General features: G+C 57.5%; 19 protein-coding genes and 1 other RNA gene. 17 read left to right on the top strand and 3 right to left on the bottom strand.

From position 1 onward, the window contains the following. The first annotated feature begins 13 nt into the window (after window positions 1-13). The 3 genes from ACMZ6R_RS00985 to ACMZ6R_RS00995 are packed head-to-tail and all read left to right on the top strand — an operon-like array spanning window position 14 to window position 3704. Window positions 14-1132, top strand: coding sequence for a DNA cytosine methyltransferase (locus tag ACMZ6R_RS00985; protein ID WP_416108818.1), 1119 nt, complete (start codon window positions 14-16; stop codon window positions 1130-1132). 5 nt (window positions 1133-1137) lie between these two features. Next, on the top strand, window positions 1138-2211 hold the full coding sequence (locus tag ACMZ6R_RS00990) for a DNA cytosine methyltransferase (RefSeq protein WP_416108820.1): 1074 nt from the start codon (window positions 1138-1140) through the stop codon (window positions 2209-2211). Beyond that, window positions 2208-3704 carry a restriction endonuclease gene (locus ACMZ6R_RS00995; protein WP_416108821.1) on the top strand — a complete coding sequence of 499 codons (1497 nt, stop codon included), beginning with the start codon at window positions 2208-2210 and terminating at the stop codon, window positions 3702-3704. The genes ACMZ6R_RS00990 and ACMZ6R_RS00995 overlap by 4 nt, the downstream gene beginning before the upstream one ends. A gap of 714 nt (window positions 3705-4418) precedes the next feature. On the opposite strand, the gene ACMZ6R_RS01000 is transcribed toward ACMZ6R_RS00995, so the two are convergent. Next, window positions 4419-5096 (bottom strand): recombinase family protein, encoded by a 678-nt coding sequence (locus ACMZ6R_RS01000; protein ID WP_416108822.1) that lies wholly within the window; start codon window positions 5094-5096, stop codon window positions 4419-4421. An 856-nt stretch (window positions 5097-5952) separates the two neighbouring features. On the opposite strand from ACMZ6R_RS01000, the gene ACMZ6R_RS01005 reads away from it, so the two are divergent. The 7 genes from ACMZ6R_RS01005 to abc-f all read left to right on the top strand — a co-directional run bounded on the left by ACMZ6R_RS01005 (window position 5953) and on the right by abc-f (window position 13595). Continuing rightward, complete coding sequence (locus ACMZ6R_RS01005) at window positions 5953-6321, top strand: hypothetical protein (protein WP_416108823.1); 369 nt, start codon at window positions 5953-5955, stop codon at window positions 6319-6321. A 150-nt stretch (window positions 6322-6471) separates the two neighbouring features. Continuing rightward, complete coding sequence (locus tag ACMZ6R_RS01010) at window positions 6472-8610, top strand: tetratricopeptide repeat protein (RefSeq protein WP_416108825.1); 2139 nt, start codon at window positions 6472-6474, stop codon at window positions 8608-8610. Window positions 8611-9649: 1039 nt separating this feature from the next. Then, window positions 9650-9721, top strand: an RNA gene (locus tag ACMZ6R_RS01015) — hammerhead ribozyme type II. 157 nt (window positions 9722-9878) lie between these two features. Continuing rightward, entirely contained in the window at window positions 9879-10421 is a 543-nt protein-coding gene (locus ACMZ6R_RS01020) for a hemerythrin domain-containing protein (protein ID WP_416108826.1), read from the top strand. Between the two features lie 35 nt (window positions 10422-10456). Then, on the top strand, window positions 10457-11650 hold the full coding sequence (locus ACMZ6R_RS01025; RefSeq protein WP_416108828.1) for an anaerobic nitric oxide reductase flavorubredoxin: 1194 nt from the start codon (window positions 10457-10459) through the stop codon (window positions 11648-11650). Next, on the top strand, window positions 11640-11870 hold the full coding sequence (locus ACMZ6R_RS01030; protein WP_416108829.1) for a hypothetical protein: 231 nt from the start codon (window positions 11640-11642) through the stop codon (window positions 11868-11870). Before ACMZ6R_RS01025 ends, ACMZ6R_RS01030 begins: the two co-directional genes overlap by 11 nt. A gap of 222 nt (window positions 11871-12092) precedes the next feature. Beyond that, window positions 12093-13595 carry a ribosomal protection-like ABC-F family protein gene (gene abc-f / locus ACMZ6R_RS01035; RefSeq protein ID WP_416108830.1) on the top strand — a complete coding sequence of 501 codons (1503 nt, stop codon included), beginning with the start codon at window positions 12093-12095 and terminating at the stop codon, window positions 13593-13595. 166 nt (window positions 13596-13761) lie between these two features. On the opposite strand, the gene ACMZ6R_RS01040 is transcribed toward abc-f, so the two are convergent. After that, window positions 13762-15228 (bottom strand): ammonia-forming cytochrome c nitrite reductase subunit c552, encoded by a 1467-nt coding sequence (locus tag ACMZ6R_RS01040; protein ID WP_416108831.1) that lies wholly within the window; start codon window positions 15226-15228, stop codon window positions 13762-13764. Window positions 15229-15264: 36 nt separating this feature from the next. Further along, on the bottom strand, window positions 15265-15711 hold the full coding sequence (gene nrfH / locus ACMZ6R_RS01045; protein WP_416108832.1) for a cytochrome c nitrite reductase small subunit: 447 nt from the start codon (window positions 15709-15711) through the stop codon (window positions 15265-15267). 385 nt (window positions 15712-16096) lie between these two features. On the opposite strand from nrfH, the gene ACMZ6R_RS01050 reads away from it, so the two are divergent. From ACMZ6R_RS01050 to ACMZ6R_RS01080, 7 genes are all read left to right on the top strand, one after another. Then, window positions 16097-16660, top strand: coding sequence for a cytochrome c3 family protein (locus tag ACMZ6R_RS01050; RefSeq protein ID WP_416108834.1), 564 nt, complete (start codon window positions 16097-16099; stop codon window positions 16658-16660). A gap of 29 nt (window positions 16661-16689) precedes the next feature. After that, on the top strand, window positions 16690-17139 hold the full coding sequence (locus ACMZ6R_RS01055) for a hypothetical protein (protein ID WP_416108835.1): 450 nt from the start codon (window positions 16690-16692) through the stop codon (window positions 17137-17139). 24 nt (window positions 17140-17163) lie between these two features. Then, window positions 17164-19422, top strand: coding sequence for a molybdopterin oxidoreductase family protein (locus ACMZ6R_RS01060; RefSeq protein WP_416108836.1), 2259 nt, complete (start codon window positions 17164-17166; stop codon window positions 19420-19422). Between the two features lie 64 nt (window positions 19423-19486). After that, entirely contained in the window at window positions 19487-19768 is a 282-nt protein-coding gene (locus ACMZ6R_RS01065; protein WP_416108838.1) for a hypothetical protein, read from the top strand. A 95-nt stretch (window positions 19769-19863) separates the two neighbouring features. After that, window positions 19864-20121, top strand: a complete 258-nt coding sequence (locus ACMZ6R_RS01070) for a chaperone NapD (RefSeq protein WP_416108840.1) — start codon at window positions 19864-19866, stop codon at window positions 20119-20121. A gap of 9 nt (window positions 20122-20130) precedes the next feature. After that, on the top strand, window positions 20131-20631 hold the full coding sequence (locus tag ACMZ6R_RS01075; protein WP_416108842.1) for a 4Fe-4S dicluster domain-containing protein: 501 nt from the start codon (window positions 20131-20133) through the stop codon (window positions 20629-20631). Then, window positions 20628-21494 carry a 4Fe-4S binding protein gene (locus ACMZ6R_RS01080; RefSeq protein WP_416108843.1) on the top strand — a complete coding sequence of 289 codons (867 nt, stop codon included), beginning with the start codon at window positions 20628-20630 and terminating at the stop codon, window positions 21492-21494. Before ACMZ6R_RS01075 ends, ACMZ6R_RS01080 begins: the two co-directional genes overlap by 4 nt. The last annotated feature ends 14 nt before the right edge of the window (window positions 21495-21508 follow it).

Here is a 21508-nt window from a genome sequence, read left to right on the forward strand (position 1 = left end):
CCTCGGAGTTCTCATGTATAACCCCCTCAACCTGCCTGTAGTTGACCTGTTTGCTGGAGCCGGAGGCTTCGCCGTCGCAAGTCGTATGGCTGGTTGTGACGTTCGTCTATCGGTAGAGTTCGATAGCAAAGCGTGCGCCACACTTCGGGCGAATAACCTCGGTAAAGATCATGTCATCGAGGAACGTGATGTACGCGACCTTGTCGGCGAAGACATTCGGGTGGCGGCTAAAGTTGGCCGCTCGGACCCGCTGATAGTGGTCGGCGGACCGCCGTGCCAGCCTTTTTCGAAGGCGAGTTACTGGACCGACCCCGGTTTTGACGCACACTACCGCCGCGCTAGGGCGCGAGGAGAAGAGGCTAAGCGGCCCGAGCCTATTTGGGAGGCCAAAGACGACGACAGACGTGACCTGCTCAAGGAGTTCTGGCGGCTGGTCGTGGAATCCCGCGCTGACGCCTTCGTCATGGAGAACGTGCGTAGTCTCATTCATCCCCGCAATCGTGGCGTGCTTCACTCACTTCTCTCCGCATTTCAGTATGCTGGATACAACTGTACGATGGTCGATGCCGACGCCACAGCCTATGGGATTCCGCAGAAGAGGCAGCGCATCTTCGTGATCGGTAGTCGCCGTACCATGCCGATCGCGCCCAAGCAGACGCACTCATCCGACCAGAGCACAGGGCTCCCCACGCTGGTGGGTGTCGGCGAAGTCATCGCGCCGTATGCAGGAAACCAGTTTTTTGAAAAAGGCGAAGTGGTCGAGGGAAAGTGGGCTGATCAACTTCGGGAGATCCCCCCAGGATGGAATTATAAGTATCTAACAGCGTGGGCTAACCACCCAGAACCAGTTTTCGAGGCCGAAACCCGGTTCTGGAACTTCCTACTGAAACTCGCCCCTGATGCGCCCTCCTGGACCATCAATGCCAACCCCGGCCCATGGGTGGGACCGTTCCATTGGACCAGCCGGCGACTTCGGACGCCCGAACTCGCCGCGATTCAGACATTCCCCAATGGTTATACATTCACCGGAAGTCGCCGTGACCGCGTACGACAGATTGGAAACGCGGTGCCGCCGCTACTTGCGTCGAAGATGGTATCAGCGGCAGTGTCCTCGCTCTTCGTTAATGCGTGATCACCATGCCGCGATGCGTAAGCCTTTTTACGGGTGCTGGCGGCCTTGATGTCGGCTTAACTGAGGCCGGCTTTAAAGTGGTGTTCTCCACAGACATTGAACCTCTTTGCAAAGAAACCTATCAACGCCCGCAGAACTTCGGAACAAACGCTGTATTCCATCTGGGTAACATTTCCGACGTCTCTCGTGAACTCATCGAGAGAACTACCAATGAGTCTATGGACGGCTTAGACTTACTGGCCGGAGGGCCTCCCTGTCCTCCTTACTCCAAGTCGAGATTCTATCGAAAGGACAAGCCACGGGGAATCAACGATCCCGTCGGAGACGAGACCCTGCGCGGATACCTACGCCTGCTTGAGGAGTTACAGCCGCGAGCATTTCTTTTTGAGAATGTGGCTGGCTTTGCGTATAAGGTCCATCCCGAGGGCTTCGAATGGCTGTACATGACTGCCGAGCGCCTGGGGTATGAAATCTCATTCAAGGTTCTTAACGCAGCCGACTATGGAGTTCCTCAAATCCGACAACGCTTCATAATGGTAGGCATCAAGGGCCGGAAGTTTGTATTCCCACCGCCTACACATATGGATCCCAGAAAGTTGGACGGCAATCTGTCCGAGGACAATCTGTCGGTGTGGCGAACGGCCGGCGACGTACTCTGTGACCTCGATACGGAGGACAACGCTAGTGACGACGGGCATTTTGCTGGGGGGAAGTATAATGATTTACTAAAGTCTATCCCCCCGGGAGACAACTACCTGTTCTTCACCGCAAAGCGAGGTCATCCGAACCCTGTGTTCAAATGGCGCTCGCGCTACTGGTCATTTCTGCTTAAGCTATCTCCAGAAATGCCGTCGTGGACGATCCAGGCTCGCCGTTCCAACAACATGGGGCCTTTCCACTGGCGAAGCCGCATCCTTCGAATAGAAGAGGTCAAGCGGCTTCAGACCTTTCCTGACGCTTGGTTTCTCGCCGGGACTGTCGAAGAGCAATGGCGACAAGTCGGCAACGCGGTCCCCCCTCGCTTGGCCAAACATCTCGGTCGAGCCATACTGCGGCAAATTGAGGCAGGTCCATCATGAGCGACACGACTCGGAATTTAAGGCTCCCGTCCTTCAATGACTTCTCGCCCGGGATTCTCGGCAAGGATATCAGGCGGCCACTCCGAATTGTGGCGGATGCTCAGGGCGATCGTGACGTGGCTGTTAAGCGTTTCGCATCAGAGTTCTTCAGCGGCAATGCCAACAAAAGGTCTATTACGAATGTCCCGGTGACGCTGATAAACACTGGCCTAGTTGACTCTGGGACCTTTCTGCTCACCGACTTCGGGCTCGATGTAGTGAATGCGTCGTCTCCGCTTCTCGCTGCGCGGGAGTTCGTGAAGCGCATGATCCTTGATCGCAACGGAATTTTGCTCATTGAGGCCATCCGAACGCTATACTACCGTCGCGAGGTGGGGAGCCGAAAGGCGCTATTGAAGCGTGAGTTGGAGAATCTTGGGGTAGAGGGCTTATCGAATGCGACCACCGACCATACGACCCTCGAAAACTGGATGATGGAAGCCGGGGTAGTCGTACAAGATGGCCAGTATCGCCGTCCCGACGACGACGTACTGCGCGACCTGATCGGCGCGGACTCTGACGACCTCTCAGCCATACTTGCAATGGAGCCAGGCCCCCGCCTTTTCCTCGAGATCCTTCGCCGCTGTGCGGAAACAGCAGGACATAGGGAGTATATCCCCCTCAAGCCTGTGTACAGCGAGTGCCTTCGTCGCGCCCGCGCATGGTTCGATGAGGACCAATTGCGGAAGAATGTCGTCGATCCTTTGCTGGCAGCTGGTTGGATTGAGGCTCCCGCTGCGAAAAGTGGCAAAGGAGGGAGTGCGCGCGCAAGTGACCGACTCTTGCGGATGCCACTCGACAAGATCCTCCCGCACATGTTTGGGGCAATTCCAGGGGATCTTCGCGGAAAACTCACGTTGCCTCTACCCGAAGTACGCAATCTACTTTACGACAAAGACAGCAAGAATAATCGTGGAATTGGATTGGAGTTGCTCGCACTGCGGATGCTGCTGGCGTTGGCTCTTGAGCCTCGTGGGTTCCGACAACGAGCCCGGGACACAAGCTTTGCCGAAGTGGATCTGTTGGCCGAGGGACGGGACCTTCTTTTTTCTCGTTGGGTTGTTCAGTGCAAGAACTTGAAAGAGTCCTCAAAGGTTCAACTCTCAGAGGTGGCTAAGGAAGTAGGCATCGCCATCCACCAGAAGGCCCACGTCGTCGTAGTAGTAACCACAACGGATTTCACATCGGAGGCCCGGAAGTACGCCGATGAAATTACGCGCGAGACGCACTTGCAGTTTCTGCTCGTGCCAGGTGACATTGTCAGGGGTTACCTCTCCGGTGGAGAGGCCCGTCTCCTCGAGTTCGTGATGAATAACGCCGCCCATGTTATGGCCATGAAGCGAGGCCAGTTGGATGGTGCCATTCATTGGTCACAGGTGGGCGGCAGTAACGTGGATGGTGAGAATGTCCCCGAGGGTGATGGAGAAGGTGCCGACGGCCCTGAAGATACCTGACCAACGTGGTCTTCGGAGGCTACTCACCGAATCAGCTACCACCGGCATAGCCGGTGGTATGATGATGCCCCCTCGAAGGGGGCTAACGACCTAAGAATAAGAAACTTACGGCATTCTGCCATTACGAGTCACGTGTTGCATTGACTACCAAAGGCCACATTCCCGGAACGGTCGAACCTTTTCGGGTCACACCGCCAGAGGCGGTGGTTTATCTGTTGGAATTATGCCAACGGTCAGAGATCCCTCCATGTCCTGCTCTTTCTAGCCTCGTCCTCGGCGAAGGTCGCACTGTCTGCCAGATAGTAACCAGCAAGGCGGCTTCAGTTTCACCCTGGTCAACCCTGCGCCCGCCCTGGCGAATGCCAGTCATTTGGCAGCCTCCTTTTTCAACGCCCTTGCCCAAACGGGACAAAGGGGGCAGCAGGGAAGCCCTTTTTACCTGCCATAACGAGCGATACAGGCGCTTTTTGGGCTAAGCCAGGGCAAGGGGGGTGGCGGGGCGGGGAAATGACCTGAAACGATCTCTTTTGGAATGTGGTCGTTTTGTTCAGAAAAAAAATGTGGCCGGGTGGCGGCGCGGGGTGTGACACCCCCTATGTGAAGATAAAAGCAGGGGGGGCGTCCTGGGCAAGACACTGTCAGCCTGCCTCATGCTGGCCTTGATCCCCCTGACAGTTGGGGCGGCCGGTTTGGGTGCCGGGCCTCGGCTGTGAACTATCGCTTCTGGTTGCGGCGCATGGCTGCCGCCACGTTCCCTCCTGTCCAGGGTTTGCCTGCCAAGGTCAACATGCCCTCCTTGTTCAAGACGTCCGCGATGTCGGGGAACGACAAGGGCTTCACGTCCCGGCGCTTGCGCCTCAGTTGCTTGATGCGGGCCAGGACCGCCTTGCCGTGGTCGGTCTCGTAGTAGCCCTTGCGTCCGTCGCATTTGCCAGTCTTCGCCTTCACCCGTTCACGGGCGGCCCGCAGCTTCGAGACCAACATGCTCTTGTCGTATTCAGCGAGAGCGCCGAACACCTGCCGGATCAACTTTCGGGTTGGGTCTTCGCTCAACAGGTCAGGGCCTTCGGTTGCGGAGATGAGGTCGAAGTGATGCTTCTGGAAGTCGCGGATTACGGCTTCCTGGACCATGAGGTCACGGGCCAGCCGGTCCAGCTTCTCAACGATGATCGTCTTGACGCCGTGGCCGTTCTCTTCCAGGTCCACCATGAGCCGGGCCAGGGCGGGGCGGTCGTCGCTTGTCCCACTGACGCCTTCCTCACGGTAGATGTCCACGACATCAAGACGATGGGAACGGGCATAGTCGGCAATCGCCTTTGCCTGCCGGGCCAGTCCGTCCCCCTGGACTTGGCCGGGGCTGCTGACGCGGACATAGCCAAAAACGCGTTCCATGTGGGCCTCCTTTTTCGTCCCGGATAGCCCACCAATAAAGAATAATCTATATTATGTCAAGACAAAACCCAGAGGTTTTGTCGCCCCTGTCCAACCACGGCTGGGTTGTCATCCCATTATTCCGAGTCATTCAGACTCATTGCCCGAGGGAGTCATTTCCTCCTTGTTAATATAGAGTATTCTATATTAAGCGAGCATCAATATCCCGCCCGGGATTATGATGACACGGAGGAGAGAGATGGCAACATGCCGTGATTGTGAGCTTTTCTTCATAGCCGAGGTCAGGATCGGCCCCACTAGCGAGCGCTTGAGATTCTGCCCGCTCAAGAAGATAAACGTCGAGGGTTCGGAAAAAATGTGCCCTGATTTCCGCAGTGCCTACGAAGGCGTGTTTAACGACTGGACTCCAAAGGACAAAGGGTAGTCGAGCAGCGGCTCTGTCGGGCGGCCGTTCGCATAGTCGGCCCATTTTAACGGTCTGCTGCGGCCATATGTGGGCCTTGTCGTTGTCGTCGTGCCCAGGGGTGCGACCATTGATCTCAAGGGATCCATTTGCGGCCGTTTTTGTCCCAGCCTGACCCACAGGCTATGCCCGCACCGGCGGTCCTGTATGGATCGCTTTTGGCTCTTGTCCTATTTAGCTCGGCCCGTCTGTAGGCCAAGCGCTGGCATGCCGGTCTTGCCATTCGGCTTCATTCACGCCTAAAAGATCGATCTGACCCGTTTGTTCAAAGGCGGGTCGGAACTTCGCCCGCCGCTTCACGCACGGCCGGCAGTTGGCTTGGATTTTGTCGCATGCGTGCGGACAAGTTTAAGGATCAAGCTAACTCATATACGGTTTACACATGGAGGAGCTATGCTGTTTAATATTGATAACGGACAGTTGAAGCAGATAACGCGAATACCCTTCAAAAAAGACTACGATCAAATCGTAGCTAAGCTTAAGCCAAGCGAGTTGACAGGAATCTTCGACTTTATAAGAGAGAAGGTGTCTGGTGAAGAAATAACCGTCAGTAGTTTTATTCCAGGGCACGATTGGGCTGGGACTCCTTTGGAGTGCTTGTACTACAAGGCTGCAAAGAAAAACTACGATCTTTCCGCACAGTTTTTTGGCCTTCTTGTTTACGTCTATTTCATGAACACAAATGACTCATGGTCATCGGGACATTATACGATCAAGGGGCGAGACGACCTCGGTCGCACATATTTCAAGCTCAAAGGGTAACGGAAATTTGTTTTAAGTTTTTTCTTGTATTCAATTATCCCGCAATCGTCGACCGTGACAACAAGCATACCGGCTAACTATTTCTGCTCTTTGAAACTCAATGAGCAAGAACTAATGCCGTAAATCCTTTCACTGGAGAGTTGCATTGTCATGAATTTAAATAATAATATTGACTGGCATAACAATGGACTGGAACTTTATCATCTAAATAAATTTGAAGAAGCCATTAAATCTTTCGACAAAGCCATTGTAATAGACAGCAACAATGCGCATGCCTGGAACGACAAAGGGAACGCCCTTGCAAATCTTTGTCAAAACGAATACGCTCTAGAGGCATATGAAGAAGCGATTGTCATTGACAATAGCTATGCTTACGCCTGGAACGGCAAAGGAACGGTGCTTGAAAAACTTGGTCGGAGTGAAGACGCTCTAGAGGCATATGAAGAAGCGATTGCTATAGATGTAAATTATGCTGCCCCATGGAACAATAAAGGGATATGTCTCTTTGGCTTGGGCCGGATTGACGAAGCCATGGCAGCCCTTGAACAAGCGATCGCCATAGATGCTAACTATGATTCTCCATGGAACGGTATAGGTAACATTTATTTAGAACAGGGTAGGGTTGAAGAGGCTTTAAATGCCTATGAACGTGCAATTTCCCTGAACAACAACAACGCTATTTTACGGAACAACAAAGGAATTGCCCTTGCCAGATTGGGTAAGTACAAAAGTGCGCTAGACGCTTTTGACCAAGCCATTGCCTTGAACAACAACTATCCTTCTGCATGGCGGCATAAAGGAATGTCATTAGATGACCTCAATATGCCAGAGAAGGCTCGCCAAGCAATTGTCAGATTTTGTACTTTAGCGAGTTCAAAGCAATTGCTACAAGGGTCCGATTATGTTCTTGATATTTTACATCAAAAACAACACTCTCCTTTCGCTATATTACGTCTAGCGAGCGAAATTCCGTTGTTGCTTGCCAAAGCCAATTGGTATGCTGCTGTACGCGATATTGAGCAAAGTTATTCTTCTTTCATATATTGCTTGGCATTCCTCGACATGAAAGGGAATATTTTACCTTTGCAGTCTCGTCTCCGGGCCGCTGGATGCCTAGCCTTCCACATGGGAGATCCAGTTGTAGCGGAACACAATTTCAAAACCTTACACGACAGTTTTCCCAAGGATCTTCTCGGACAATACTACATCATTTCTAGTCGACATAATTACTGTGCCGACATCTCGGCCTGCCTGACTGATGCCGTGGAGGCGGCTAAATCCTATCACGGCAACGATCCTGAACAGCACTACTATGCCGCCCGCATCCTGGCCTTCGCCGAAATGAAATCGGAAACGTCAACGGCGCTCCAAAATGCAGGTGACTACGCACCGACCCTACTCCTACACTTCGATATGGCTAGGGAGCAAGGTGACACTCCTGCCATGATAGGACTTGCCAAGCGCTTCCTTAAGGTTGAACGGACCACTCCACCCGAGCGGCGTTTGCTTCACCCAACACCACCCAGTGATTTTGATTTTTCTTCCCAAGACTGGTTGATGGCCGTGCTCCATTACGCCAAGCAACAAGAACTGATGGGTGAGATTCAGGCTTTTCTCGAAAATATGGACGAGCCACCTTTCTTTGAACAGCGCCATACTTATGCCAACGTTCTCCTGGTCACCCACATGGGGGCTTGGGACCTAAAGACGGCCTGGAACTTAGACACAACCTCCCAGGCGTTTATTGAAGGGCTTATGGCCGAGCGAGATGAAGCCGGACTTACTGAACTGCGCGCCGAACTGGAGGAAGAGGACGTAAACCTCGACAAGATCGAGGCCACCCCAAACGATAAACTGGAGGGTCGGCTTGCTAAGCGTTTAGAAGACGACAAGGCTTCATTACACAAGGAACGCAAGCTAAACACCTACCTGTATAAGGCGCAACATATAGATTTTGCTTGCTCGTTCACTCTGATGCTTTTTAGCTTAGCAAAGGAAGGACGAAAAAGCCCAGAAGACATCAAAAGCGCCTTATTCGATGCTTATGTAGCCATGGCCTCAGGAGGCGCAGTGTATTTTCTTACCCCTGTAATACCTGCTGCGTTGGGAACCGTCTTGGGTGCTGGAGCAGCAGGTATCGCCAGTTTCATCTGGCACTATAGAGATTCACGCAAAAAGGCCGCCCATGAAGCCGCCGTCCATGACCTAGATTACCGGACCTTCAAGTTAGATTTGAAGACATTCCTGAAGGAAAAGCAGCTTGATCTCCCTGAGGCGTTTTGGAAGTAGCCCAAATTATGGCCTCGGCTCAGGTAGACATGAAGCAATATGCAAACCTGAAATGCTGCAATGCCGCAAGGCGCTGATTAGCACTTGCTTAGCATGGCCTTAGCCATGTCTTTGGGCTGATATTGTTGGACATTAGCAAAAATAGCAGGTTTAGCAGGGTGGAACATGGTGACCAGACACGGTCGAGGCAGGAAGGGATGAAAATGGCTGAAGGCCCGGAAACGGTTTGGAAACGGTTCTGGTGGAGCAGGTTGCGTTTAACGCAGCGCTTTGCTTATATTTCCGGCATGTTAAGCTGATACCTCGGGGCCTTTCACGCCGGTAACAGGGGTTCAAATCCCCTTGGGGACGCCAACGAATTCAAAGGCGTCAAGTTCCCGCGATAGCGGGGTCTTGACGCCTTCCTCTTTTTCTTCCGCAGTTTTTCCGCCCCTCCTGAAGCCCGTGGACGTGCTGTCACAGCACCCCACGGGCTTTTTTGTTGCCAGAACCAACCCCTCTCGCCAACCGCAATGGCCGTCCCGCATGGGCGGGACGGCCGGGGGGAGGTCCCTATGTGTTTTTCGGCCGAACTCCCCGAAGGCCACGCCGGGCGTGCCTTGGCTAAAAACCGCCGGCACCCCCCTCCCGGGCATCAGCCACGACGACCCAGTCCTTTCATCCATAAAACCCATGCAAAGACCGCTCCGGGACCATGGGGCCTCGGAGCGGCCTTCAGGAGGTCGCATGTTGGCCAGCTTGGCACATGTCAGTCGCGATGAGTCGCGAAACGGTATCGAGGAGCACAACGCTTGGATTCTTGCCAACGCCAAGCCCTACACTTGCACCCTGGAAGGACTCGCCCGCGACTCCGGACAGCCCTCAAGCGGTTGAAGGCTCACCTCCAGGAACTGGAAGACAAGAAGCTGATCTCGGTGACACGGCATTTTGATGGCCGGATCACCTTTATTGATCTGGACTCTTCTCGTCCCAACAACGTCCAAATCCGGCGGAAAACCAAGCGTCTTCGCCTCAATTGGAAAGATGGCGCGCTGTGAGCATGCGAAACCGCCCCATACAGCCAGGGCGGTCGGCCGGGCGTGGTGGACCGGCCCTGACAAGCCAGCCGCTCCTCAACCTTGTCCACGGAGAATTGCCGTTGGCGTAAACCAGTAGGCCAAAAAAGGCGAAACCCGTTGGCTGCAGTATGCGGGAAAAAAGCTTGAGCGACTTGCAACAGAACCGTTGGCCGCGTATAAAAAAACAAAAAAGTCCTTCACGAGGAGCGTATGACAGCGACAGACGACCTACGAGCGGAGCATAAAGGCATTCTTCGCATGCTGGATGTAATGCGGGCACTCACCACGCGCATTGAAGCGGGAGGGACCATTCCTACCTCCGAGCTTACGGGCATCCTCGATTTCCTCAAAATTTTTACCGACAAATGCCACCATGGCAAGGGGGAGGACATCCTCTTCCCCGCCTTGGAGGGCGCGGGCATGCCGCGTGAAGGCGGTCCCATCGGGGTCATGCTTCACGAACATGCCCTCGGGCGGGAGCTTATCCGCGACATGGACGCCGCCCTGGCAGGCAACGCCGGCCCCCGATCCTTCGTCGCCCCGGTCCTTGACTATATCGAATTGCTGACCCAGCACATCGCCAAAGAAAATAATGTGTTGTTCCCCATGGCCGAACGCCTGCTCGGCACGCCCGCCCTGACGGCGATGCACGAGGCTTTCGAGCGCCTGGAAGAGGAGCGCATCGGACCAGGCAGACATGAGGCCTTTCACCGGCTCCTGGATGACTTGGCCGCCGCATATCTGCCAGAATGAACCATGCGGGCAGACCCCGAAAAGGAGAGACAGGCATGAGCTTCAAGATCACCGACGCCGTTACCTGGGTGGGCAAACGCGACTGGGAATTGCGACGCTTCCATGGCGAGGAATATTCCACCCATCGCGGCTCCACCTACAATGCCTACCTTGCGCAGGACGAGAAGACGGCCTTGGTGGAAACGGTCTGGGCACCCTTCGCAGGCGAGTTCATCGAACAACTCAAAACCGTCGTGGACCTCGGCCGCATCGACTACGTTATCGCCAACCATGCCGAAAGCGACCACAGCGGAGGATTGCCGGAGCTCATGCGGCTCATTCCGAATGTGCCCGTTTTCTGCACAGCCAATGGTGTCAAGTCCCTGAAAGGCCACTACCACCAGGATTGGAATTTCCAGGTGGTCAAGACCGGCCAACGCCTAAGCTTGGGAAGTCGGGAACTGCTCTTCATCGAAGCTCCTATGCTCCACTGGCCGGACACCATGTTCTGCTATTTGACAGGTGACGAGATCCTCTTCAGCAACGACGCTTTTGGTCACCATCTCGCTTCCGAAGGCATGTACAACGATCTCGTCGATCCGTGCCTGCTCATGGAAGAGTGTATCAAATACTACGCCAACATCCTCACTCCCTTCAGCACACTGGTCAAACGCAAGATCGAGGAGTTCGCCGGACTTGGCCTTCCACTCAAGATGATCTGCCCAAGTCATGGCTCCATCTGGCGTGACAATCCCATGCAGATCGTTACCAAGTATTTAGAGTGTTCCGGGGATTACCAGGAACATCAAGCCGTTATCGTTTATGACACCATGTGGAACGGGACACGGCGCATGGCGGAAGCCATTGCCGCAGGCGTGCATGAAGCCGACCCGACCCTGGTGGTAAAACTTTTCAATGCCGCCAAGGCCGATAAAAACGATATCGTAACGGAGGTGTTCCGTTCCCAAGCCTTGCTCGTGGGCTCCCCGACCATCAATCGGGGGTATCTGTCGTCCCTGGGCGGTTTCCTGGAGATGGTGCGCGGCTTGGGCTTCAAGAGGAAAAAAGCGGCGGCTTTCGGAGCCTACGGCTGGAGCGGAGAGTCCGTCAAGCTTCTCACGGCGCAACTGAAGGAATGCGGATTCGAAGTTGTCTCCGATGGCATTCGCGTCCTTTGGAATCCGGACGACGACGCGCTCGGGCAGTGCCGGGATTTTGGTCGCGTATTCGGCCAGAGCCTTGCTGGCTGACGGCGGCATCCAAACCAGCGATCTTGTAAAACTGCCCATCATCCAGCTGGATAAGCTTGGCAAAATGAGTTTTCATCTGCTTTTTTTGGTGTCAAAAACATCCAATAAATCATGGATGTTTTTGTCTTCTTTTATGCGTGTGCGCCTTGACAACCATGATTTTCATTTTTATCGGTACCAGGACTTCTTTTTAGTGACCTCAACAGGATCGGACAGATGAAGAATTTCCGCTAGACCTTTTTGCCCAAGGTTGCAGCCGATTCAGCCCAGGCAGCTGTTTTGCTCTGGCCTGAATGCGGTTTTGCGGGAATTCTGTCTTTACTCAGTCTGAACTGGCTGCCGCCGTTTCTAACGGCGACATTGCTGTCTGTAAAAGACTGCGTGGAGTGAATTCCCCGCAGTCTTTTTTTATTGACGCAAATCGCTCCTGACCGGAGGTCACATGTCACGTATAAATATATCGAAACTCTGTTTTGGCCACGATGGCTCAAAATATCTTTTTGATAATGTTTCGTTACAACTCGATTCTAATTGGAAGCTTGGCTTGATTGGTCGCAATGGGCGGGGAAAAACGACGTTTCTCAAATTGCTGCAGGGAGAATATCCCTATGAAGGGAAAATACAAAGTGCTGTATCTTTCGATTACTTTCCATTTTCCGTGAGAGATGTGCACTGGTCGGCGTTGGACTTGGCCAGACATCTCAGGCCCGGCACGCAACCCTGGGAAGTGGAACGGGAGGCGTCCCTCATCGCGCTGTCGCCGGAAGTCCTTGACCGTCCCCTTGCGACGTCAAGCGCTGGCGAGGAGATCAAGCTTCTTTTGGTGTTACTTTTTTTGCGGGAAAATAACTTCCTGCTCATCGACGAGCCGACCAACCACCTCGACCTGCAAGCCAGGCAGGCGGTGGGCCGTTATCTCGAACGCAAAAGCGGGTTCATCCTGGTCTCACATGACCGTAGCCTGCTCGACAACTGCGTCGACCACATCCTTTCCATAAACAAGTCGACCATCGAGTTGCAACAAGGCAACTTTACATCATGGAACTGCAATCGTCAGAGGCAGGAGCAATACGAGCTGGCGGAACACCAGAAGTTGCGCGGTGAGGTCGCGCGTCTGGCTAAAAGCGCCCGGCAAGGCAGTGCCTGGGCGACGCGTGGCGAGAAAGAGAAATATGGCAACGGGCCGGTGGATCGTGGGTATATCGGCCATAAGGCCGCCAAGATGATGCGAAGGGCCAAGGCCGTGGAGGCCAGACGACAAAAGGCCCTGGAGGAGAGCAGCAAACTGCTGCAGGACGTCGAATTCATAGCCCCGCTGTCCATGCGGTCGCTTGACTATCATGGCAAATGGCTTGTGGAGGCAGTCGGGCTTGGCATCGAATACGAGGGGAAGCGCATTATTAACGACCTGTCGTTTCGAGTCGCGAAAGGCGACCGCCTTGTCCTGCGAGGCAGGAACGGTAGCGGAAAATCGAGCATCATTAGTGCGATCGTCGGGGTTCGGGAGCATAGCCGCGGAACGTTGACCATTCCTCCTGGCGTGCGCATATCCTACGTTCCGCAAAATACGGCATTTCTTGGAGGCGGCATTAGGGACTTTGCCAGGGAACATGGAGTCGACGACGGTGCTTACAGGACCGTACTGGACAGGCTGGGTTTCGAGCGACGCTTGTTTGACCTGGACATGGGGCTGCTCAGTTCAGGGCAAAAGAAAAAGGCCCTGTTGGCGGCAAGCCTTTGTCAGGAAGCCCACCTCTATATCTGGGATGAGCCGCTCAACTTTATTGATCTGCCTTCCCGTCTACAGATCGAGAACCTGATCCTGGAGAGCTGTCCCAGCATGATCGTGATCGAGCACGATCTACGTTTTGCCGAGCGCGTGGGGACCGTTTTCCTGGACCTGGACCAGACAAGGGCAACGGATCCGGACCAGCTTAGACCCTAACCTACGCAAAACGGTCGCGGGCTTTCGCTCACGGCCAGTCCTGGGCCTGTGAAACAGGCTTCGTCGGAGCCATGTCGCCTCCAGGGAAACATGTGTGTGGTGGGGATACGGGACATAATGGCCCGCCCGTTTCCCGGGCGGGCCATTACGGAGGGAAGGGGGCAGGTTAGAACTGCTGCTGCACCCCCATGGGATCCTTGAACTCCTGCTGCGGCTGGTTCGCAAGCTTCTTGGCGCCCCGACCTTCCAGGTACTTGGCCAGTTCCAGGTCGACCTTGACCGGCACGTCCACCCCGGCCTTGGTCAGGATCTGACGCAGGTAGCCCTCGGCCTTGGCCGCGAAGGCGATGGAATCACCGAGTACGCGCATGGCCTCGGTGGGGTTGTGGAAGCCCATGGAGTTCTCCGCGCCGACGAAAAGCGACCGGTAGAAGGCTTCCTCGTAATAGTCCTTGGCCTTGTCATAGAGGGCTTGGTCGATGGGTTTGCCGGCGTCCCTGGCCTTGTGCACGGCCTCGAACAGTTTGGCCGCCGTGGCCGTGGCGTTGCCGGCCCGGATCTCAAGCGACGCCGTGCGGTCCTGGATGGCAATCACCTGCTGCTTAAGCCAGTCGGCGGTCTGGGTGTGACACTGCATGCAGGCCTTCATGTCGTTTTTGAGCGGGCTCATGACCCGATGGTCCGAGACCTTGTGCACGCCGATCTTGGTGTAGGGCATATGGCAGTCGGCGCAGGCGGCCCCGGCCTTCCAGTGCACGCTGGCGTTGGAAAAAAGCTCGAATTCGGGGTGCCGGATGTAGGCCAGCTTGAACCCGGTCACGTTCTGCTTCCATTCCTTGACCGTGGGATCGGAACGGATCTTCCTTATGATCTCCTCGATGGTTATGGCACCCCACTTGCTTCCCTGCCACGGGAAGTAGATGCCAACCGACTCCATCTTTTCGTTCTTGTTGATATTGTAGGTCACGTGGCACTGGGCGCACACCACGCTGCGCATTTCTTGGCGGGAGAGTTTTTTCCAGTCCACGCCCATGCTGGCCAGGGCCGGCGTCAGGCTGAAGTCGCGGGAAACCTTAAGCGACATATCCTTGTTGTCATGGCAATCGACGCAGGCCACGCCCAGAGTGCAGAACTGCTCAGGAATGTGGGTAAGGATCTCCTTGTAGGGCATCTTGTAGTAGTCCGCCCCGAGATCCTTGTGCAGCTTCGAGGCATAGGGCGTCTTGCAGGTGATGCAGGTGCCGCCGGATTTGAGGCGCGAAGGGTCGATCTCCATCTGGTCGCGCACCATGTGGGCGTGCCCCCGGGGCTCGTTGTACTCAATGCCGAAGCCCCAGCCTTTAAAGAGCAGAGCCATGAAGGGGAATTCGGCCAGCTTGTCGTAGGTGATGCCATCGGCGTCGAAGCCGCGTTTGTACTTGCTCTTGCCGGCCGGTTCCGGTTCTTCGGTCTTTTTCCACAGTTCGTATTCCTCGGGATAGACCTTGCCCCAGACCGCCGGATCAATGGTGCCGTCGGGAATGGTCACGGTCTTGACTGGTTCGGGCTTGGGCGGCGAACAGGCGTAGGGCACGAACAGGAAAGTGGCGATCCCCAGGGCCACCAGGGTGGTGATGACGATTTTCCCTCGCATTGGTCTTCCTCTCTCTTGGGTGGTTGTCGGTCGGTCTCAGCGCGTCTGCAGGGACCCGGTCCCGGCGTGGGTGATGCGGCGATGGCAGTCCGTGCAGGTCCGGCCATTGTCGATCATCTCCACGGCCGTGGCATGGCAGCGAACGCAGTTGGCCCGGACCACGGCCTTGCCATGCTGGGAAATGCGGATGTCGTCCGGCACACGGCCGGCATTGAACACCACCACGTCCTTCATGCCGTCGATGGCCTTCCAGACGTAGTGTCCCGCCGCGTTGTCGTTGGGGAGGTGGCATTCCACACAGGCCGTGCGCCGGTGGGCACCCTGGTGGAACCAGGCCTCGTACTGGGCCTCCATGACGTGGCAGGAGGTGCAAAAGTCCGGACTCTCGGAGCGGGCCAGCAGCTGCGGCGGTCCCAAGGCCAGAAACAGCCCCGTGCCGGCCACAAGCAGGCCCGCCAGCACCAGGTGGAGCTTTTTGGGCATGACATCCCTTCCTTTCGCCAAAAGCTCGAAACGCCGCCCATCGGCGTCCCGTCTGATCGCCTTGTGCAAAAGCCAAACCAGCCCCCGTCCCCGCTTCCGGCGTCAGGAAGCGGAAAGGAAGGAATCGGCCTTGGGACTGAATTTTCGGTGAAAGACGCGCCTGGGGAAGGTGGAGCCTATGCAACCCGGGACCTGTCCGCTTTTCCTGACGTTGTCAGATTTTTATGACAGGTGTCAGCAAAAGCGGACACTCCGTACGGTCCTTCTTTCTCTGAACTTCGTGATTTCCGCGCGTTTTCCGGGGACTGCCCGCTGGCATGCCTCTTGCTGCTTTCTCTTGCAACGAGCGATGAGACCGTATGTCAGAAGCAATGCAGGATGTTCCATGAAGAAAACAGAAATAGCCGGACTCTTTCTTTTGGCAGTGATCGGGGTACTGGCCGGAACATATACCATACACCGCACTTCCACTACGGAGTTCTGTCTCTCCTGCCACGAGATGGAGGCCCACGGATTCGAGTTGAAACGTTCGGCTCATGCCGTCGATAAAGACAAGAATCCCATATCCTGTGTCCAGTGCCATATGCCGCCGGGCTACGGCCTCGATTACTTCATGGTGAAGTCCTATCTCGGCGTACGGGATGCCGTGGCCCATTTCGCCAGCGATACCGACAACCTGGACCGCCGAGCCATGCAGCTCGTGGCCAGGCGCTTCGTGGCCGATGCCAATTGCCTGGCCTGCCACACCGACCTCACGCGGAACGTCAAGGGCAAACCCATCAGCCCCGAAGGGAAAAAGGCCCACGACGCCTGGCTCGGCAAGGATGGCAACGCCCGACGCACCTGCGCCGGCTGTCACGCCAACATGGCCCATCTGCCCATCTTCGACCGGCGCTACGCGGTCAACGCCGGATTTGCCGCCAAACTGCCTCGGACCGCCGAGCAATGAACGGCCTTCGGGCGCACGAGGGAACTGTCATGAAAAAACGTCGATGGCTGCTTGGGCTCCTCGGACTGGCGGTCCTGGTCACGGCCTACTTCTCCTACTTGGCCCTGGGCTTTACCGGCACCCGGTGCGAAGGGGCCAAGGTCAAACACGGCGAAGTCACCGACGACCAGGGCGATTGCTATGCTTGCCACAAGAAGGTCACACCCAAGGTGGCCCAGGACTGGTTCGAGAGCAAACACGGCATGTTGCTCGTCAAATGCTACGTCTGTCACGGCCTGCCCGACGGCAAGGGGTCCATCCCCTTTTCCGCCAACCCCAGTGCCGCCGTGGCCTGCCAGCGCTGCCACGCGCCGGCCATGGAACGCATGGCCGAAAAATACGGCGTGCGCGACAGTTGTGACGGCTGCCATGGCTTTCACACCAATTCCCTACACCACGGCACCTACGCCAAGTCCGTTTCCAAGGAAAAAGCTGATTAGCCCGTCCGGGCCAAGGAGGGCGCCATGGCGCTGAGCAGAAGAGAGTTCATAAAATATTCCGCCTCGATGGCCGCGTTCCTGCTCCTTGATCCCGGGCAGGCCACGGCCGCCCCGGACCAGGGCCCCCAGACCTGGGTCAAGGGCGTGTGCCGCTACTGCGGCACGGGATGCGGGGTCATGGTCGGGGTGCGCGACGGCAAGGTGGTCATGGTCAAGGGCGATCCCAACAACCACAACAAGGGCCTACTGTGCCTCAAGGGCGCGCTGTTGCCGAGCGTGATCAACGCCCCGGACCGGCTGACAAAGCCGCTTATCCGCAAGGGCGGCCAGTTCGTGCCGGCCTCCTGGGACGAGGCGCTTAACCTCACCGCCGCCCGGTTCAAGGCGGTCCTGGACAAGGACGGCCCCCAGGCCGTGGCTTATTACGGCTCGGGCCAAGCCTTGACCGAGGAGTCGTACCTGGCCAACAAGATCTTCAAGGCCGGCCTCAAGTCCAACAACGTGGACGGCAACCCGCGCCTGTGCATGGCCTCGGCCGTGGGCGGCTACGTCACCACCTTCGGCAAGGACGAGCCCATGGGCTGCTACGACGACATGGACGCCGCCGCCTGCTTTTTCATCATCGGCTCCAACACCTCCGAGTGCCACCCAGTGCTTTTTCGCCGGCTGGCCGCCCGCAAGCAAGCCGACCCCAACGTCAAGGTCATCGTGGTGGACCCCCGGCTCACCAATACCGCCCGCCTGGCCGACCTCTTCCTGCCCATCATCCCGGGCACGGACCTGGCCCTTTTAAACGCCATGGCCCACGTCATCATAAACGAAGAACTGGACGATCCCCGCTTCCACGGCAAGTACACCGTGTTTCGTCAGATGGTGGACGGCAAGCCCGAGGATCGGACCTTCGAGGAATACCGGGCCTTCGTGGCGGAGTACACCCCGGAAAAGGCCGCGGCCATCACCGGGGTGCCGGCGGAGTCCATCGTGAAGGCGGCCAAACTTTTCGCCTCGTCCACCGCCACCATGTCCTTGTGGTGCATGGGGCTCAACCAGCGCATCCAGGGTGTGTGGGCCAACAATCTCGTGCACAACCTGCACCTGCTTACGGGCAAGATCTGCAAGCGCGGCTCCACGAGCTTTTCGCTCACCGGCCAGCCCAATGCCTGCGGCGGGGTGCGCGACACCGGCTCCCTGGCGCATCTGCTTCCCGGCGGCCGGCTCATCGCCAAGAAGGAACACCGCAACGAGATGGAAAGGATCTGGGGCCTGCCCCAGGACTCCCTGGCCCCCAAGCCCGGGCTTTTCACCACGGCCATGTTCGGGGCCCTGGGCGATTCCATCAAGGCTTTGCTCGTTCTTTGCACCAATCCGGCCCAGACCCTGCCCAACGTGAAAAAGTACACGGCCAATCTGAAGAAGGACACCAAGTTCCTGGCCGTCATCGAGGCCTTTGGCGACGCCGAGACCCTCAAATACGCCGACGTGGTCTTTCCGGCCGCCTTCTGGTGCGAGCGGGAAGGCGTCTACGGCTGCGGCGAGCGCCGCTACGCGCTCATCGAAAAGGCCGTCGATCCCCCCGGTGAGGCCCGCCCCGGCGTCAACATCCTGGTCGATCTGGCCCTGCGTATGGGCGTCGATCCCAAGCTCGTGCCGTTTAAGAATTCCGCCGAAGTCTGGGATGAATGGCGCGAGGTCTCCAGCCATTCGGCCTACAACTTCAAGGGTATGACCCGGGAACGCCTGCGCAAGACCTCGGGCCTGCTCTGGCCCTGCCCCACCGAGGACCACCCGGGCACCAATATCCGCTATGCCCGGGGCGAGGACCCCAACATCCCGCCCGACCATCCGGACAAGTTCTTCTTTTACGGCAACCCGGGCGGCAAGGCCATCATCTGGCTGCGGCCGCACAAGGGGGCCGCCGAGCCGGTCGATGCCGACTATCCCTTCGTACTCACTACCGGCCGGGTCATCGACCAGTGGCACTCCGGCACCATGACCGGCAAGGTCCCAGAGATCCACAAGGCCTTCCCTTCGGCTTTCGTGGAAATCAACCAGGATGACGCCAAGCGCCTGGGCATCGCCAACGGCGATGCCGTGCGGGTGGAGACCCGGCGCGGAACCATGGACCTGCCGGCCCGGGTGGGCGAAGTCTGCCGGCCGGGACTGATCTTCTTGCCGTTTTACGATGCGAAAAAGCTCGTCAACGAGCTGACCATCGACGCCATCGACGACATCTCCAAACAGCCGGAATTCAAGATCTGCGCTGCCCGGGTGACCAAGGTCTAGCGGTCGGCTGAGGCGCCTTCCACCGCCGGACGGCGTTTAACTAGGTGACGGTAAAGGAAAGAGCATGCTTACCAATCTGCGGATGATCGTCTCCCTCGCCGAGGGGACGACGGATCAAGTGCGCTCCATCGCAACTGCTTCGGAACAACAGTCGGCCACCAGCGAACAGATCAGCCACAGCCTTGATGATATAAACAGGGTTTCTCTGGAAACATCCGAAGCCATGCGGCACTCGACCCAGGCCATCGAGTCCCTGGCGCACCAGGCCAACATCCTGGAAAGACTCCTTACGGACTTGAAGGCTGACGACAGCGCTTCTCACGTCGGGGCTGCCGCACAGCAGTAGAATGACCAACCTCCCGGGCGCAGACGATCCCGGGCCAGGCCCGTACGCCCGAGGCGGGACATGCCTGCAAATGGCAAGGAATTTAAGGAGGGCCCATGGCCATCGCCAGTTTTCTCGTCCAGCCCCGGGAAGGGGCGCAGTCCGACGTCAAGCAGGCCTTGTCCCGGCTCCCTGGGGCCACGGTGCTGCCCTGGGACCGGCCAACCTGCCTCGTGGTGATCCTCGAATGCCCGGCGGCGGAATTGGAATTGATCGAAAGAGCGTTCAAACGGACACCGGGCGTGGTCTCGGTGGCCACCGCCTACTGCAATATCGAAGACGAGATGGCTGTGGATGCGGCCGCGGGAACTTAAGGAGGGAGCATGCCTGCCGGACATCTGTTGCGGCCGCCCGGGGCCCGCGAAGAAAAGGAGTTTCTCCGGCGCTGCGTCCAGTGCGGCCGCTGCGCCCAGCTGTGCCCCTACGGCAGCATCTTCCTTGAAGCCGGCCTCGACCCGGCCACCTTGGGCACGCCGCGCATCGATCCCCGCCGCGTACCCTGCTATCTGTGCATGCGCTGCCCGCCGGCCTGCCCAACCGGGGCGTTGCGGCCGATCACGGCCATGGTCGAGGCGGACATGGGGTTGGCCTGGCTCGACAAGTCGCGATGCTACACCTACGAGGGTTCGGTCCTGTGCAAGACCTGCCACGAGAAATGTCCCCTGCGCAACGTGGCGCTTATCATGGACATGGGAATGTTCCCGGTTATCACCAAGGCCTGCGTGGGCTGCGGCGTGTGCGAGAAGGTTTGTCCCCGCCAGGCCATCGTCACCGTGCCCAAGGCCGGGCTGACCGGACGCAACCGTCCGGGAGGCCCGGCATGATCCGGTTGCTCCTGCCAGTCTGGCGGCGCGGCCTGCAAATCGGGCTGGCCCTGCTCATGGCCGTGGTGCCCCTGGCCAATGCCCGGGGGATCAATATCATAAGCGGCAACTACCTGGCCGTGGAGATTTTGGGAGTACCCTTGGGCGATCCCCTGGCCGCCTTCCAGGTCCTGGTTTCGGCCCGGGGCATCGCCTGGACAGGGGCCGTGGGCGCCGGCCTGGCCCTGATTTTGGCCCTGGTCCTCGGTCCGGTCTTTTGCGCCTATGCCTGTCCCTACGGACTTTTTTCCGAATGGGCGCACCGTCTCGCCCGCCGCCTGGGCCGGGTGCGGCCCGGCCGTTTCCCCGGGCAAGGCTTTGCCGTCAAGGCCGGACTCGCCGCCATCGGCTCGGCCGTCATCGGGCTTTTCGGGCTGCCGCCCCTGCTCAACCTCCTGTCCATGCCCGCGTCCTACTCCCGGGTCTGGCAGTACGCGGTCCTCGGCGGATTCTGGTTCCCCGTCGCGGCCATGCCGATCATGCTCGTGATCGAAGCCTGGACCGGCATCCGGCTGTGGTGCCGTTTCGTCTGTCCCCAATCCGCGCTCCTGGCCCTGGTCCACCGGCTGGCGCCGTGGGGACTTCGGGTCGGCTTCGATCCAAAACGGTGTACCTGCAGCGGCACGGACCAACGCTGTGTGGCGTCCTGTCATCTCGGCCTCGATCCCAGGCGGGGCAAGACCTTGCCCCTGGTCTGCACCAACTGCGGCGACTGCGTGGCCGCCTGCCGCCGGGCCGGGCAGGCCCTGGGCTTTCAGCTGGGCGCTACGCCGGAGAAGGGGACGCGGAAAACGGACTCGACAACGGTTGAAAGCCGGTTATAGCATCGGGAAGGCGG

Source organism: Solidesulfovibrio sp. C21 (genome assembly GCF_047785625.1).
In the GTDB taxonomy this organism is placed as follows: Bacteria; Desulfobacterota; Desulfovibrionia; order Desulfovibrionales; family Desulfovibrionaceae; genus Solidesulfovibrio.